The organism is Candidatus Poriferisodalis sp. (assembly GCF_965219595.1).
In the GTDB taxonomy this organism is placed as follows: Bacteria; Actinomycetota; Acidimicrobiia; order Acidimicrobiales; family Poriferisodalaceae; genus Poriferisodalis.
The window spans coordinates 796,994-810,097 of the sequence record NZ_OZ244781.1 but is presented as its reverse complement, the minus strand read 5'-3'; the positions used below and the strand labels follow the sequence as shown (position 1 = coordinate 810,097).

At 66.8% G+C, this 13,104-nt stretch carries 14 protein-coding genes, 1 tRNA gene and 1 pseudogene; 8 read left to right on the top strand and 8 right to left on the bottom strand.

Annotated elements, in window-relative coordinates; genetic code table 11:
* Positions 1–2: 2 nt before the first annotated feature.
* Positions 3–1,172 carry an amidohydrolase family protein gene (locus ACOQPE_RS03370; protein WP_420610506.1) on the top strand — a complete coding sequence of 390 codons (1,170 nt, stop codon included), beginning with the start codon at positions 3–5 and terminating at the stop codon, positions 1,170–1,172.
* Here ACOQPE_RS03370 and ACOQPE_RS03365 read toward each other — a convergent pair whose 3' ends face one another.
* Complete coding sequence (locus ACOQPE_RS03365) at positions 1,173–1,523, bottom strand: hypothetical protein (protein ID WP_420610505.1); 351 nt, start codon at positions 1,521–1,523, stop codon at positions 1,173–1,175. It abuts the gene before it with no gap.
* Between the two features lie 57 nt (positions 1,524–1,580).
* Positions 1,581–2,606, bottom strand: a complete 1,026-nt coding sequence (locus ACOQPE_RS03360) for a TIGR03617 family F420-dependent LLM class oxidoreductase (protein ID WP_420610504.1) — start codon at positions 2,604–2,606, stop codon at positions 1,581–1,583.
* 121 nt (positions 2,607–2,727) lie between these two features.
* Between ACOQPE_RS03360 and ACOQPE_RS03355 the strand changes: the two genes are divergently transcribed.
* The 4 genes and pseudogenes from ACOQPE_RS03355 to ACOQPE_RS03340 all read left to right on the top strand — a co-directional run bounded on the left by ACOQPE_RS03355 (position 2,728) and on the right by ACOQPE_RS03340 (position 6,617).
* Positions 2,728–3,171 (top strand): SRPBCC family protein, encoded by a 444-nt coding sequence (locus ACOQPE_RS03355; protein ID WP_420610503.1) that lies wholly within the window; start codon positions 2,728–2,730, stop codon positions 3,169–3,171.
* A pseudogene (locus tag ACOQPE_RS03350) lies at positions 3,168–5,009 on the top strand (sulfatase-like hydrolase/transferase); the annotation flags it as partial. The gene ACOQPE_RS03355 and the pseudogene ACOQPE_RS03350, both read left to right, overlap by 4 nt.
* 63 nt (positions 5,010–5,072) lie before the next feature.
* Positions 5,073–5,801 carry a type 1 glutamine amidotransferase domain-containing protein gene (locus ACOQPE_RS03345; RefSeq protein WP_420611346.1) on the top strand — a complete coding sequence of 243 codons (729 nt, stop codon included), beginning with the start codon at positions 5,073–5,075 and terminating at the stop codon, positions 5,799–5,801.
* A 69-nt stretch (positions 5,802–5,870) separates the two neighbouring features.
* The gene (locus tag ACOQPE_RS03340; protein WP_420610502.1) at positions 5,871–6,617 is read left to right on the top strand and encodes a TetR/AcrR family transcriptional regulator; all 747 of its coding nucleotides are present in this window, start codon (positions 5,871–5,873) and stop codon (positions 6,615–6,617) included.
* 14 nt (positions 6,618–6,631) lie between these two features.
* Here the strand turns inward: ACOQPE_RS03340 and ACOQPE_RS03335 are convergent.
* A tRNA-Arg gene (locus ACOQPE_RS03335) sits at positions 6,632–6,704 on the bottom strand.
* Between the two features lie 76 nt (positions 6,705–6,780).
* Positions 6,781–8,070, bottom strand: a complete 1,290-nt coding sequence (locus tag ACOQPE_RS03330) for an IS256 family transposase (protein WP_420610501.1) — start codon at positions 8,068–8,070, stop codon at positions 6,781–6,783.
* Between the two features lie 95 nt (positions 8,071–8,165).
* On the opposite strand from ACOQPE_RS03330, the gene ACOQPE_RS03325 reads away from it, so the two are divergent.
* Positions 8,166–8,654, top strand: coding sequence for a hypothetical protein (locus tag ACOQPE_RS03325; protein ID WP_420610500.1), 489 nt, complete (start codon positions 8,166–8,168; stop codon positions 8,652–8,654).
* Here the strand turns inward: ACOQPE_RS03325 and ACOQPE_RS03320 are convergent.
* The 3 genes from ACOQPE_RS03320 to ACOQPE_RS03310 form a co-directional block, all read right to left on the bottom strand.
* The gene (locus ACOQPE_RS03320; protein WP_420610499.1) at positions 8,611–9,231 is read right to left on the bottom strand and encodes a winged helix-turn-helix transcriptional regulator; all 621 of its coding nucleotides are present in this window, start codon (positions 9,229–9,231) and stop codon (positions 8,611–8,613) included. The two genes, ACOQPE_RS03325 and ACOQPE_RS03320, sit on opposite strands and share 44 nt — an antisense overlap.
* A gap of 229 nt (positions 9,232–9,460) precedes the next feature.
* A complete protein-coding gene (locus ACOQPE_RS03315) occupies positions 9,461–9,847 on the bottom strand; it encodes a type II toxin-antitoxin system PemK/MazF family toxin (protein WP_420610498.1) in 387 nt (128 codons plus the stop codon).
* Between the two features lie 2 nt (positions 9,848–9,849).
* The gene (locus ACOQPE_RS03310; RefSeq protein WP_420610497.1) at positions 9,850–10,494 is read right to left on the bottom strand and encodes a Panacea domain-containing protein; all 645 of its coding nucleotides are present in this window, start codon (positions 10,492–10,494) and stop codon (positions 9,850–9,852) included.
* 274 nt (positions 10,495–10,768) lie between these two features.
* Here ACOQPE_RS03310 and ACOQPE_RS03305 point away from each other — a divergent pair, with 274 nt between their 5' ends.
* A complete protein-coding gene (locus ACOQPE_RS03305) occupies positions 10,769–11,113 on the top strand; it encodes a type II toxin-antitoxin system HicB family antitoxin (RefSeq protein ID WP_420610496.1) in 345 nt (114 codons plus the stop codon).
* A gap of 155 nt (positions 11,114–11,268) precedes the next feature.
* Entirely contained in the window at positions 11,269–11,961 is a 693-nt protein-coding gene (locus ACOQPE_RS03300; protein WP_420610495.1) for a topoisomerase DNA-binding C4 zinc finger domain-containing protein, read from the top strand.
* A 36-nt stretch (positions 11,962–11,997) separates the two neighbouring features.
* Here the strand turns inward: ACOQPE_RS03300 and ACOQPE_RS03295 are convergent, their stop codons facing one another.
* Positions 11,998–12,435: a hypothetical protein gene (locus tag ACOQPE_RS03295; RefSeq protein ID WP_420610494.1), complete on the bottom strand. Its 438-nt coding sequence runs from the start codon at positions 12,433–12,435 to the stop codon at positions 11,998–12,000.
* Positions 12,436–13,104 lie beyond the last annotated feature (669 nt).

Here is a 13,104-nt window from a genome sequence, read left to right as displayed (position 1 = left end):
TCATGCGAACTGCGATCACCAATATCGGCGTGGTGCTGTCGGGGGACTGGCGCGATCCGTTCGTTGAGGCCGACACGGTGGTAGCGGACGGCGGCCTGATTGAGTCCGTCGGCGCTGCTGATCTCGGCTCATGCGATGTGGTGATCGATGCGGGCGGTGCCACGGTGGCGCCGGGCCTGATCGACTCGCATGTGCATGTGGCGTTCGGCGACTTCACGCCACGCCAGAACACGATTGGCTACCTCGAGAGCTACCTCCACGGCGGCACCACCACCGTGCTGTCAGCCGGCGAGGTGCATATCCCCGGCCGCCCGCAGGACGTCGCGGGTGTCAAGGCGCTCGCCGTCGCAGCGCACAAGTGCTTCGAGAACTTCCGTCCAGGCGGCATGCGCGTCCACGCCGGTTCGCTGCTGCTCGAACCGGGGCTCGAGCCGGACGACTTCGCGGCCGTGCGAGCCGACGGCGTGTGGCTCTCCAAGGCCGGATTCGGCGCCGTCGACAGCGCCAAGGACTACGTCGAGCTCGTGGCTATGGCCAAGGCAGCAGGGCTGATGACGACGCTGCACACCGGCGGCTGCTCGATCCCCGGCACGTTCCCGGTGACGGGCGAGGACGTGCTCGACATCAATCCCGACATCTCGTTCCACATCAACGGCGGCCCGGTCGCCATCGAAGACCGCTACTACGACGTGATTGCCCAGACGCAGATGGGCATGCAGGTGTGCGCCGCGGGCAACCTGCGCACCGGCATCCTCGCCGCCGAAGCAGCCCACCGCCACGACGCCTTCGACCGTCTGCTCATCGGCACAGACACGCCCACCGGCAGCGGGATCATGCCGCTCGGGATGCTCTACACGATCATCCACATGGCGGCAGTGAGCGATCTCGAGGTGACTGATCTGATCGGCGCGGCCACCGGCAACGTGGCTCAGATGTTCGGGCTGAACAACGGCTTGATCGCCGTGGGCCGCGACGCCGACCTGATCGTGATCGACGCCCCGCTCGGCGGCACCAAAGACACCGCGCTTGACGCCATGAAGAACGGCGACATGGTTGCGGTGGGTGCCGTGATCACCGACGGCGTGCCCCGATTCGTCGGCCGCAGCCGCAACACGCCGCCCACCACCCGCCAGGTGCAGGTGGCCCGCTCGTCGGTGCTGCGCGAGTTCTGATCAGGCAGCCGCCATGAAGCGGACGTTGAGGTGGAGGTAGGCGTTCGGGTTGGGATGCTTCGCCCAGATCGCCTGCCACTCGGGGCCGCTGAGCTGTGACCTGAAGCCCTCCTCGCGGGCCTCGCGGCTGGGCCATCGGATGATCCAGCACACGTTCGGCTGGCCGTGCGGCGACACCTGCGGATCCGACCCGGCGACCTCGGGCTCGTGACCGTCATCAACCCAGAAGTCGATGACGTCGAGGTTCTCTCGCAGCCACGGCGCTGCGTGCTCGGCGGCCCACTCCTTGTACGCCTCGAACCACTCCGGATCGATGGTGTAGTCGCGGACTTCCACGATTGCTTCTGACATGGCAGTTCCTTTCGTTGCCTGCGAGACGCAGTCTTGCAGGGGCCTGTGACATGAAGCTCAGCTGCCGTCGGTGGGGATGGCCTGGATGTCCTGGATCACGTCGGGCGGCAGGTCGGCGCCGATGTCCATCGAGACCGAGGCGTTGACCTCGTCGACCAGCCCGTCGAAGTGCTCGGCGATCGCACCGGCGATCTGGTCATGACGTCCGACTGCGGCGAACAGCTGCACGACGTCGTCGTCGACGCAGCCGGCCATCTCGCCCCAGCCGTCGTTGCGCGAGAGGTGGTTCAGCTTCTCGCCGAGATCGCCCAGGTCATGCTGCTCGAGCACCGGCCAGTACGCCCGGGTGCTGCCGTAGAAGCCGATCCGGTAGCGCACCCACTCGACCATGCGGTCGACCGTCTCGTCGTCTGGGCCGGTGCAGATGAACCCGCCGCCGGTGATCCAGAAGTCGCTGCGACTGCGCCCGGCCCGGTCGAGGCCGGTTTGCAGCTCAGGCATGACATGTTGGCGCAAGTAGTCGGGCGTGCAGAAGCCGTGCAGGCGCACCCCGTCGCAGTGCTGGCCGGCCACCCGCAGCATGGCGGGCCCGACCGCAGCGATCATGATTGGCGGCGGAGCTTCAATGGGCTCGGGCGTGAAGTTCGGCGTCATCAGCGAGAACTGGTAGTGCTCGCCCTCGTAGCTCAACCGCTCGCCGGTCGACCAAGCACGCCAGATGGCCCGGATCGCCTGCACGTATTCGGCCATGCGGGGCGCCGGCGCCGACCACGGCACGCTGAACCGCCGCTCGTTGTGCCCCTTGACCTGGCTGCCGATGCCGAGCACGAACCGTCCGTCCGAGGCCCCCTGCAGGTCCCAGGCGGTCGACGCAGTCACCATGGGGCTGCGGGGGAAGCTGATCGCCACGCTGGTCGCCAGCCGCACCCGCTCGCTGTGCACCGCTGCGATGCCCAGCGGGATGAACGGCTCGTGCCGGTTCTCCATGGTGACGACGCAGTCGTACCCGTCGGCCTCGATCCGCCGCACCTCGTCGGGCACGGCTCGCAGGTTGTGCTGGGGCAGGGTGGCGCTGACGTGCATGCTGGCTCCTCTTCGCTGGGCCCCAATGTTGCCGCGGGCGCCGGCTGGCCGCAGATGTGAACAGGCGAAACAAGTGCCAGTCCTCACGACAATTGATGGCGCCGGGGCTAGGGTGGCCGGCGTGAGCGACACCACGGCCACGCTGAGGGTCCCGGCACCGGCCGCCGAGGTGTGGGCGGTGCTGGCGGACTTCGGCGAGATCGCTCGCTGGGCTGCCATCGTGGATCATTCGTGCCTGCTCAGCGCCCAGCGGGAAGGCGTGGGCATGGTGCGGCGCATCCAGTCCGGCCGCAGGACGCTTGTCGAGCGCGTCGTCGAATGGGTTGACGGCGAACGGCTCAGCTACGTCGTGGAAGGACTGCCGTCGGCGATCCGGTCGCTGCGCAACACCTGGCAGCTCGACGACGGGGACGGCTCGACGCAGATCACGCTGACCAGTTCCGTGGATGTCGGGCCGCGCCCGCCGCAGCAGTTGGCAGCAACGGTGCTGAGCCGCCAGCTCTCGAAGGTGTCGAACCAGATGCTGCACGGCCTCGACGATCACCTGCGAAAGGCCGCTCGATGAGCGCTCGGCCCGATGTCGTGATCTTGATGACCGACCAGGAGCGGGCCGCGCCTCCCTACGAGCCGCCTGAGGTCGCAGCATGGCGCCAGAGTCTGGGCGCTGCGTGGTTCACCGATCATGGCGTATCGTTCAGCCGCCACTACACCGGCTCGCTGGCCTGCGTGCCGAGCCGGCCCACGCTGTTCACCGGCCAGTACCCCGATGTGCACGGCGTCACCCAGACGAACGGCCTCGGCAAGATGGCCGACGACAGCCGGATGCGCTGGCTGCGGCCCGGCGAGGTGCCCACGCTGGGCCACTGGTTCCGGGCCGGCGGCTACGACACGCACTACCAGGGCAAGTGGCATATGAGCCACGCCGACCTGGTCGGCGCTGCGGGGGTCCCGCTGGCAACCAATGACGACGAGGGTGTAGTCGACGGCGACGCCGTGCAGGCGTACCTCGACGCCGACCCGCTCGACGAGTTCGGATTCTCCGGCTGGATCGGGCCCGAGCCTCATGGCGCCGCACTGGCCAACAGCGGCCTCGTGCGCGACCCCCTGTTCGCTGACCGGGTGGTGGCCTGGCTGGAAGACCGGTACGCACGCCGGCGGGCGGGCGAGGCGGCAGCGCTTCGGCCGTTCCTGCTGGTGGCCAGCTTCGTCAACCCCCATGACATCGTGTTTGCTCCGGTGTGGCTCGGCCCGGCGTGGCTGCGCCGCGGCAGCAGCGACATTCCGCTGACTGCTGCCGAACCGCCGCCGATCCCCGCATCGCCGACCGACGACGAGGATCTGTCGACCAAGCCCGCGGCGCAGATTGCCTACCGGGCGTCGTATCCGACCACCTACGGGCTGGCGCCGGCGGTCGAGCGGCTGTATCGCAACCACGCGGCCGAATACCGCAGTCTGTACTACCGGCTCCATGCCGAGGTCGACGGCCCGCTCGACCGGGTGCGCCGTGCAGTGACAGAGGGCGGCTCGTCTGACGCAGTGCTGGTGCGCACGTCGGACCATGGAGAACTGTTGGGCGCCCACGGCGGGCTGCATCAGAAGTGGTTCAACCTGTATGACGAGGCGACGCGGGTGCCGTTCGTGATCGCCCGGGTGGGCTCGAAGGCGACGGCTGGCCGGGCTGTCGATGCGCCGACGTCGCATGTCGATCTGGTGCCGACGCTGCTTTCGGCGGCGGGAATCGATGCGGCGTCGGCCGCCGAGGAGCTGCGGGGCAGCCACACCGAGGTGCACCCGCTGCCGGGCCGTGACCTGATGGGTGTGGTCGATGGCGATGCCGAGCCCGACCGCGACCGCTCGGTCTATCTGATGACACGCGACAACATGCCCGAGGGCGACTCGGGGGCCAGCGGAATGGCTCGCCGGATGGGCAGGACGCCGCCGCCGCTGCGCATCCAGGTGCCCGCCCATGTGGGTGCCAACTTCGAGAGCCTGGTCTGCCGGGTGGCCGGGGCCGGAGGCACGGCCGGGAGTGGGGACGGCGGCGCGGGCGGGGGCAGAGATACGGACGGGGCCGGGGACGACGACGCGGGCCATCTGTGGAAGATCGTGCGCACGTTCGACGATCCGGCGACGTGGACCGAGCCGGGCGTGCGGCATCTGGCGGCCGACGGCCCTGCGGGAGAGGTGTACCGCACCGAGCCGCTGCCCGACCAGTGGGAGCTGTACGACCTCGACGCCGACCCGATCGAGGCCCACAACCGCTGGGCGGATCCCAGCGCGCAGGAGGTGTTCGCCGAGCTGGAGCAACGCTTGGCCGTCGAACGAGCCCGGGCCGTGCCCGAACGCAACCAGCCATGGCCCTACGCCACCCGAACGCCCGGCCCCATCCCGGCCACGACGGGTTCTGCTTCGAAGAGAGTGCCACCGCCCGCTCGTGCCATACGCAAGGTGCTGCAGCGGCTCGGCATGCACCCGGAAGACACCGAGACGACTGACGCCGACGGCGCCGGGCGGCGGGCGCTGATCGTGGCGACGAACCACGGCGTGCTCGACGTCGGCAAGCCGACCGGGGTGTTCGCCAGCGAGATGACCGTGCCGTACTACGCCTTCGCCGATGCGGGCATGTCGGTGGACATCGCCAGCCCCAACGGGGGAGTCATCCCGGTGGATCCCCAGTCGGTGCGTGCCCCGCTGCGCACCGAGGCCTGTGACCGATTCCTGGCCGACGATGAATTCAAAGCCAAGGTGAACAACTCGCTCGCCATTGGCGAGGTCGATATCGCCGCCTACTCGATCGTCTTCCTGGCAGGCGGCTGGGGTGCTGCGTTCGACTTCGGGTTCTCTGAGGAGCTCGGCCGCAAGATCACCGAGGCCAACCAGCGCGGCAGCGTGATCGGCGGCGTCTGCCACGGCCCGCTCGGGCTGCTCAAGGCGAAGGCCGCCGACGGCAGCCCGCTGGTGGCGGGCCGCAGGGTGACCGGGGTAACCGACAAGCAAGTCCGGGAGCTGCGCATCACCGCCACGCCGCAGCATCCCGAGACCGAGCTGCGCAAGGCCGGCGCCCTGTTCGAGAGCGTGACCCGGTTCCGCGACCCGCTCGCCAACCACTGGGTGGTCGACGGCAACCTCGTGACCGGCCAGAACCAGAACGCCGGCCCCATGGTGGCCCGCGAGATGCTGAGACTGATGTCATGACTGACCGGGATGCGGCCGGCCCCCGAGGTGGCGCGTCATCCGTTACGCCCGGCGCCGAGGCGACTGCAGATGGCTGGGCGTCAGAAGCGGGTGCGTGCATCAGTGACTGATCGGGTGCCACCGGGTGTGGAGGCTGGCCCTCCGCCTGATGATGCGACGCCGGCGGATGGCCGGGTGGCTCGGCGGGAGCGCAACATCAACGCGGTGCTCGACGTGGTGCTCGAGATGTTCGCCGAGGAGTCGCTGTTCCCGACCATGGAGCAAGCGGCGGCCCGATCAGGACTCTCGTTGCGCTCGCTGTACCGGTACTTCGCCGATCCGGGCGAGCTGCTCGAAGCCACGATCAGGCGCAACCGTGAGCGCACCGCTCCCCTCACACGCTTGCACGCCATCGGCCAGGGTCCGCTGGAGGGCCGCATCGACGACTTCGTGACGATGCGCCTGCGCTTGTACGACTCGATCGGTCCGGAATACCGGGCGACCCTGGCGCATGCCCACCGGCTGCCCCGCATCGGCGAGCAGCTCGCCACGGCCCGCGACGAGATGCGTCAGCAGTTCAAGCTCCAGTTCGCCCCCGAACTCGAAGCCCGCACGCCTGACTCGGGGACCGACGCCCCCGAGTCGGCGTCGCGCTCGCCTCGGCCTAAGACCAGTGCGCCGACGTCAGACACGGCGGCAGACGGCGACGCAGTGCTCGCGGCAGGCGATCTGCTGACCCAGCTCGACTCGATCGACTACCTCCGCCGCCACCGCGGCCTGTCCGCCACTGAGACCAAGGCTGTGCTCACCTCGACCCTGAACACGCTTCTCGCCTGAACCGGCCGTCCATGCGCCCTCGGCAGGATTCGAACCTGCGACGCACGGTTTAGGAAACCGACGCTCTATCCCCTGAGCTACGAGGGCGGGGACTCCCTCGAAATGTACTGCTGGCCCTGAGCTGGGACTGTCCGGTTTTTTGTGTATCCGGCTGTGGTGGTGTTCATCGGATGTGGTCGGCGATCCGGTCGCCGTAGTGGACGGTCAGTGTGTTCAGGATGGCTTTCCAGCCGTTGGTCTTGCCGGTCAGGTTGGACCGGTTCTTGCGTCTGGTCGTGGCGACAAGGTAGAGCACTTTCATGGCTGCCTGCTCGTTGGGGAAGTGCCCTCTGTGTCTGACGGCTCGTCGGAATCTGGCGTTGAGGCTCTCGATGGCGTTGGTGGTGTAGACGACTCTGCGCAGCTCGGCGGGGAACTCCAGGAACGGCACGAACTCGTGCCAGGACGTCCGCCAGCTGCGGATCATGGCGGGGTAGGTGGTTTCCCAGTCGTCGGCGAAGCTCTCGAAGCGGGCCTCGGCGGCCTCGACTGTGGGGGACGTGTAGATCTCCCGCATGGCCTTGGTGATCTGGCCCCAGTGCTTCTTGGACGCGTAGCGGAGGCTGTTTCGGACCATGTGCACGACGCAGGTCTGCACCGTGGCGTCGGGCCAGGTGGCCCGGATCGACTCGGGCAGGCCGGCCAGGCCGTCGCAGCGCACGATCAACGCGTCGGCCAGGCCGCGGTTTCTCAGCTCGGTCAGCATCGTCGCCCACTGCTTGGCGCCCTCGCCGCCTGTCGGGCCCAGCCACAGGCCCAGCACGTCTCGTTCGCCTTGAAGATCGACGCCGATGGCGACATACACGGGCCGGTTGGCGACCTGGGAGTCGCGGACCTTGACGACGATCGCGTCGATCAGCACCACCGCGTACACGGGCTCGAGGGGCCGGTTCTGCCACACGGCCATGTCGGCGACGATCTCGTCGGTGATCTTCGAGATCGTCTCCCGGCTCACCGAGACGTCATAGATCTCCTCGAGATGCGCCTGGATCTCGCCGGTCGTGAGGCCCTTCGCATACAGCGAGATCACGTTGCCCGACAGGCCGTCCAGACGACGGCGGTGCTTGGGCACCGTCACCGGCTCGAACGTGCCCGCACGGTCACGGGGCACCGCCAAGTCGACCTCGCCGATCTCGGTCGTCACCCGCTTCGGGGTCGACCCGTTGCGCGAGTTCCCCGACCCTCTGCCCTCGGCGGCGTGGCGCTCATAGCCCAGATGCTCGGTCATCTCGACCTCCAGGCCGGTCTGGAGCACCCGACGCACCAGCCCGGTCAACAGGCCATCGTCGCCGGTCAGCTCCACGCCCTCGGCGCGCGCCTGGGCCACCAGCTGCTCAGCCCACTCGGTCATCGCCGCCTCACCGGCAGCATCGCTCGCCGGCACAGCCGGCCTGTCAAGATCAGTCACAGACATGATCCTCCCCGGCCCACAGCCCCAAGCTGCGGACCATCAGACCACGCCCGATACACAAAATTCCTGACAGGCCCGAGCACCGCCGCGAGCAGCACGTGCGGAAGGGGAGCTCTGCAATCGATTTCCTGATCGAAAAAGAGCGACTGGAATCGGTATCGGAGGAAGGACGAGACAGAGCCGCTGATCGGTTGATTCACGACGCGTCGAAGAGGCTTCGTTCGGCGCGCAGCCTGCTCGGTTCGGACAGCGGGTCGGCATTCTCGTTGGCGTACGACGCGTATCGAATGGCCGCGGACTCGCTCTTGGCTCGGCAGTGTCTACGGGTTACAGGCGGCGAAGGCTCGCATCGGACGGTCGAGGAAGCGGTCTCGAGTCAATTCGGCGATGTGATATCAGCGTTCTCCAAGCCGGAGTTCGAGCAGTTCCGCCAGATGAGGAACGCCTCGCAATACCCGGACTTCGAATCTCCGGAGCTGACCCACAGCGATGCTCAGTGGGCGGTCAGCCTTGCCGATGATGCGCTGTCGGGCGCACAAGATCTCACGAGCTCTGTCGAACTCGGTCCGTACCGCGTGACTTCTTGATCTCGATTGCGACGACTGGGCGTTCAGTGACGGTCGCGTGGAAGCCGCCTGACCCGTCTTGCAGCCATTCGGAGTCTCGGATGACGACGTTGACAGGGCGCCCCAGACGCTCCTCGACGCCGCTGAGTGCTCGGTAGAGCTCTCCCCGGTCGGGTTCGCCCAGCACCAGCACGTCGATGTCATTGACAGGCCGCCTGCCCGAGACGCCGTGCAAGCGCGCCGCCCACGAGCCGAACACGTACGCAGCCTCGATCCCGACGACGCCGTCGAGCGCCTCGGCGAGCACATGCGGCGGCCCGAACGCTTTGACCAACAGGTCAGACAGGCTGTCGAAGTAAGGGCTGTCGGTGTCCGCCCGTACGAACCTGGTGTTGCCCAATCGGCGGCTGGTGACGATGCCGGCCGCCTCGGCGCGCTCGACCTCTCGGTGCACCGAACTGAGCGGCACCCCGACACGGTGGGCCAGCTCGCTCATGCTGGTTTCCCGATCCGGGTCGCACATCAGATAGGTGAGCACTTCGCCTTGCTGACGCGATCGCAAGATGGGAAGCAGACTCGGAGCCGATTTAGTTTCCATTCATTGGAAATTATATACCGTTCAATGGAAGTTGAGTTCCGGTGGCTGGCTGCGTGTCCCGAGCCATGGTCTCTGCGACACATTTCGGCCGGTGTTGATGTGGCTCGACCGCCAAATGCGCATGTTGGACCGGAACGTGATTTCCGTCCGACAGCGTACGCTCAGCTTCTCCATGGGACATCGCGTCGAAGTCCTGCGGACAGGCCTCCCGTTCTGCGCGCCAGGTGCGCTAGAAGGGCACTTCCTCGTCGATGAGCCCCAAGTACTGCAGCACTCGCATCTGCACCTCGTTCAGCTTGGGCCGCGGGACGCTGCCGGTGAGGTCTTGGAGATCCGACTTGGGGATGGCTTGCAGCGCCGGCACCCGTATCCAGCATTTCTCGGGCACGTTGCCTTCGCCGGCTGCCAGCTTCACGCAGAGCTCGGTGCGGAATCTGGTGGACTTCGAAATCGGGCAGCCGAGCACGACACGCCAGTCGTCCTGATCGTTGTAATCGGCAGCGCTGAGAACGAGAAACGGCCGGCGTGCATCGTGCACGTTCCGGTGCTTGCCGTCATCCAGCGAGATCAGTTCGTCCGCGACCAGGTAGATGCCGCCGGTGACAGGCCGGGCCACAGCTAGTCGTCGAGCAGGATCCGGTTCGCTCGCGCTCGGCTTGCTCGTAGCGGGTTCAAGATTTCTGGGCTGCAGCCGGGTGGTGCCGGCTCTTCGTCATCGACGTGATTGTCGAGCATGCGCTGGAAACGGCGCAGTGTCGCAGACGCATCGGGGATGGAAGGCGAGTCCCCCATGTCGAGGATCACGTTGCGTTCGCCGTCTGCCTGGGCTTCGCGCATCGGCTCGGTCTCATAGGTGAGGTCCTTGAGCTCGGTCGGGCTGAGGTCACCGTGCTGGGAGAGCACGGCGTCGAGGTGCACCAGAAAACGATCTGCCTCGTCCAGGCTCGTCGTCTCAGACGCGGCCCGCAAGCGGTACTCAGGGTTGCCGAAGAAGTTGCTGGTCTCGTCGATGACGATGTCGCCGTTCGCGGCCAGTTGCTTCTCGACGCTGTATAGATCGTCCGAGAACGGTCCGTAGTGGTGCCACTGCCACACCACACCGGAGCCCGTGACGCCGTCATATTCGACTGAACGCAGATCGGCCAGATACAGCAGCTTGGCGTACTTGGTGCGTGTTATCCACAAGTTTCGGGCCGCTGCAAGCCCCAACAGCGCCTTCATCGCCTCCGATGTACGAGACACATCGGTACGCAGACGGGTCACACGTCCAGCGTATCCACCTCCCGAGGACTGGCCTCGACAACCCGGCTTGCTCAGCACCATCACAACCCCTGCTCCTCGTACTCGACTGCGGATAGGGCGACATCCTCGCGAAGGGGTGTGACAAGCACCGTGGACAGCCGCTGGACAACAGCCACGCCGGTTTGCCGTCCAGACGAGCCGGGGCACCGCCACCAGTACGGCTAGCTTCGGCCGAGATGCCGAGGGGTACGTGGCTCAACATCTTGAGACAGGCAGGCCACAGCAGGAGTTCGCGATGAAGCTGACCTATGCAGTCGTCATCGAGCAGACCCCGAACAACTACGGCGCCTACGCGCCGGACATCCCGGGATGCATCAGCACCGCCGCCACCCCCGACGAGATGCTCGCGAACATCCGCGAGGCGCTCGCCTTCCACATTGACGGCCTGATCCGCGGCGGCGACCCGGTGCCGACGCCTGCGATGTCCATCGAGGACGCCATCGCCTACCACAGCCAGTCCCTCGCCGACGTGGACGCGGAATGGCTGGCTGCGGGTGGCGACGTCATGGCGCCGCAGTCGGCCCGGTTCCAAACGGTCGAAGTCGAGATCCCGACCCCTCAAGAGACGCCTACCGGCTGACGCCGACGCGGCCCCTCGCCGGTCGCTACTCCGCGAGCAGTCGCCCGTGAAGGGTCGACGACGCGCGCAGCGGATGGACATCTGCAGCGCAATCCCAGCTTGCGGCCCGTGTAGGCAGCCCCGAATTACAGTCCCCGTTCGCTGGGAGGCCATGCATGACATTGAAACGTGTCGACCCCTCCGCCTCCGCGGATTCCGCCGAGCGGTCGTGCCCGAAGTGCGGTGCGGCGATGGTGCGCCGGGTCGCGAAGCGGGGCGAGAACGCGGGGAGCCAGTTCTGGGGCTGTTCGACGTTCCCGAAGTGCAGATCGATCGTGCCGATCGAGGAATCAGCGCCAGAGGAGCCTCCGACTGCTGACCGAAGCGACCAAATCTGTCCCTTCAGCAGCCCGCCTCCTGCACCGCAGAAGGGACTGCTGCGGAAAGCCGTCGCGGCCATGGACGGCATCTGGCGCTGGAGTCTCGAAGCAGACGAGCCCGATGCGACGGATCGCTGGAAGCCCAAGCACCGCCGCAAGGTGCTCGAATACCTACACATTCGTGACGGGGAGCGCTGCGGGCTGTGCGGCGGCACCATGAAGCTGAAAGGGGCCCAAGTCGAACACGTGGTCCCTAAACGGTTCGCGGTGTTCGAACTCACCGCCGAAGGCAAGGCACAGCAGGGCACGTACTACACGAGCGTTCTGCACGGCATGGAGAACCTCCAAGCAGCCCACCCGCGGTGCAACAAGTACAAGGGCAACACACCCGACATTCGCAGATGGAGACACCCGAGCATGCCCCGGCTCGTCGTCGCCAACGCCAAAGACGACCGGGTGCTGATGCTGCCGCCAAAGGACGACGTATAGGAAGGTCCGACCTTCGCAGTTCTGCGTGGCAGGTATCTACGCCGCCAGCAGTCTCCTGCGCTGGGCGTGGCTCACATAGGCGAAGCTCTGGGGCGGGCGGAAGCCGTGAGCCCGTCGAAGTGTGTGCAGCGATATCGGGGCGGCAAGCGGCTCGGCGCTCTCAAGCAGCACGGCGACGCCGCTGTCTCGGCCTTGGAGGTAGGCGTCGAATTCGACGCGGGACAGCGCAGTGTCGGTGCCGTACAGATGCCACAGCTCGTCAGCTGGGTAGCGGGCGACGCTTCGGACCAGGCATGTGCCGACAAGCGCCCGCACGCTGCCTGATGCGTACAGCAGTGCCAGCGTCGGGACGGTGATGCGCGGCATGGCCCGTCGCACCTCGACGGTCTTGGTGCCGGCCAGCATCGCCTCCGCGAACCTCGGCTTGAGCGCAAGCACCAGCGCCCTGTCGGGATCAAGAATGGGTTCAGTCATGACCAGTGGACAATGCCATGCGCGATCTCCAATGTGACGGGGCTTTCTGACTCGGCTCCGACTATCGGGTTCCCGCCATCGACTGCTGACCGCTGCCGGCCGGAGCGGCGGGACGAACCCGCTCAGTTGTCACAGGCCCCACTTACTATGCACCGGCGGGTCTACTCGTGCTGTCGGCAGCCGGGAGGTGAATGTGGGCACGTCCGGCGATACGGACAATCAGGCCGGGCAACGCGACATGGCCGACGAATCGCCACAGGCGGTACTAGCACGCGTCGAGCAATTGCACTCAGCGGCTTCTGGGCTCCTCGACCATTTGCGAATTGTCGGTGTCCGAGCCGAAGAGGCTTATGAAGCCGAGCGAGCTCGAATTGTGCAGGAACAACTCGAACGGATGCCGCTCGACGCACTGAGGTCGGCTTCTGAGGGACGTCTACGACTGGGTGCTGTCGAAGCCGCTGGGTTACGCACCGTTGCCGCGGTGCAGGCTGCGGGTCGCTACCGGTTGCAGTCGATTCCAGGGGTTGGAGAGAAGACTTCGGTCCAGGCGGTTGCAGCGGCCCGACAGATTGAAACGGCGCTTCACGACGTCACGCGGGTCAGATTCGACGTCGATGGTCGACCGAAGACGCAGACGGCGCTTCTGGCTCGGCTGCGCGAGTGGGAGGC

What these genes read in the sequence shown, in the direction of transcription:
- ACOQPE_RS03370 (WP_420610506.1), top strand. Translation starts at nt 3, where the DNA reads ATGCGAACTGCGATCACCAATATCGGCGTGGTGCTGTCGGGGGACTGG.
- ACOQPE_RS03365 (WP_420610505.1), bottom strand. Translation starts at nt 1,523, where the DNA reads ATGTCAGAAGCAATCGTGGAAGTCCGCGACTACACCATCGATCCGGAG.
- ACOQPE_RS03360 (WP_420610504.1), bottom strand. Translation starts at nt 2,606, where the DNA reads ATGCACGTCAGCGCCACCCTGCCCCAGCACAACCTGCGAGCCGTGCCC.
- ACOQPE_RS03345 (WP_420611346.1), top strand. Translation starts at nt 5,073, where the DNA reads ATGCACCCGGAAGACACCGAGACGACTGACGCCGACGGCGCCGGGCGG.
- ACOQPE_RS03340 (WP_420610502.1), top strand. Translation starts at nt 5,871, where the DNA reads ATGGCTGGGCGTCAGAAGCGGGTGCGTGCATCAGTGACTGATCGGGTG.
- ACOQPE_RS03330 (WP_420610501.1), bottom strand. Translation starts at nt 8,070, where the DNA reads ATGTCTGTGACTGATCTTGACAGGCCGGCTGTGCCGGCGAGCGATGCT.
- ACOQPE_RS03320 (WP_420610499.1), bottom strand. Translation starts at nt 9,231, where the DNA reads ATGGAAACTAAATCGGCTCCGAGTCTGCTTCCCATCTTGCGATCGCGT.
- ACOQPE_RS03305 (WP_420610496.1), top strand. Translation starts at nt 10,769, where the DNA reads ATGAAGCTGACCTATGCAGTCGTCATCGAGCAGACCCCGAACAACTAC.
- ACOQPE_RS03300 (WP_420610495.1), top strand. Translation starts at nt 11,269, where the DNA reads ATGACATTGAAACGTGTCGACCCCTCCGCCTCCGCGGATTCCGCCGAG.
- ACOQPE_RS03295 (WP_420610494.1), bottom strand. Translation starts at nt 12,435, where the DNA reads ATGACTGAACCCATTCTTGATCCCGACAGGGCGCTGGTGCTTGCGCTC.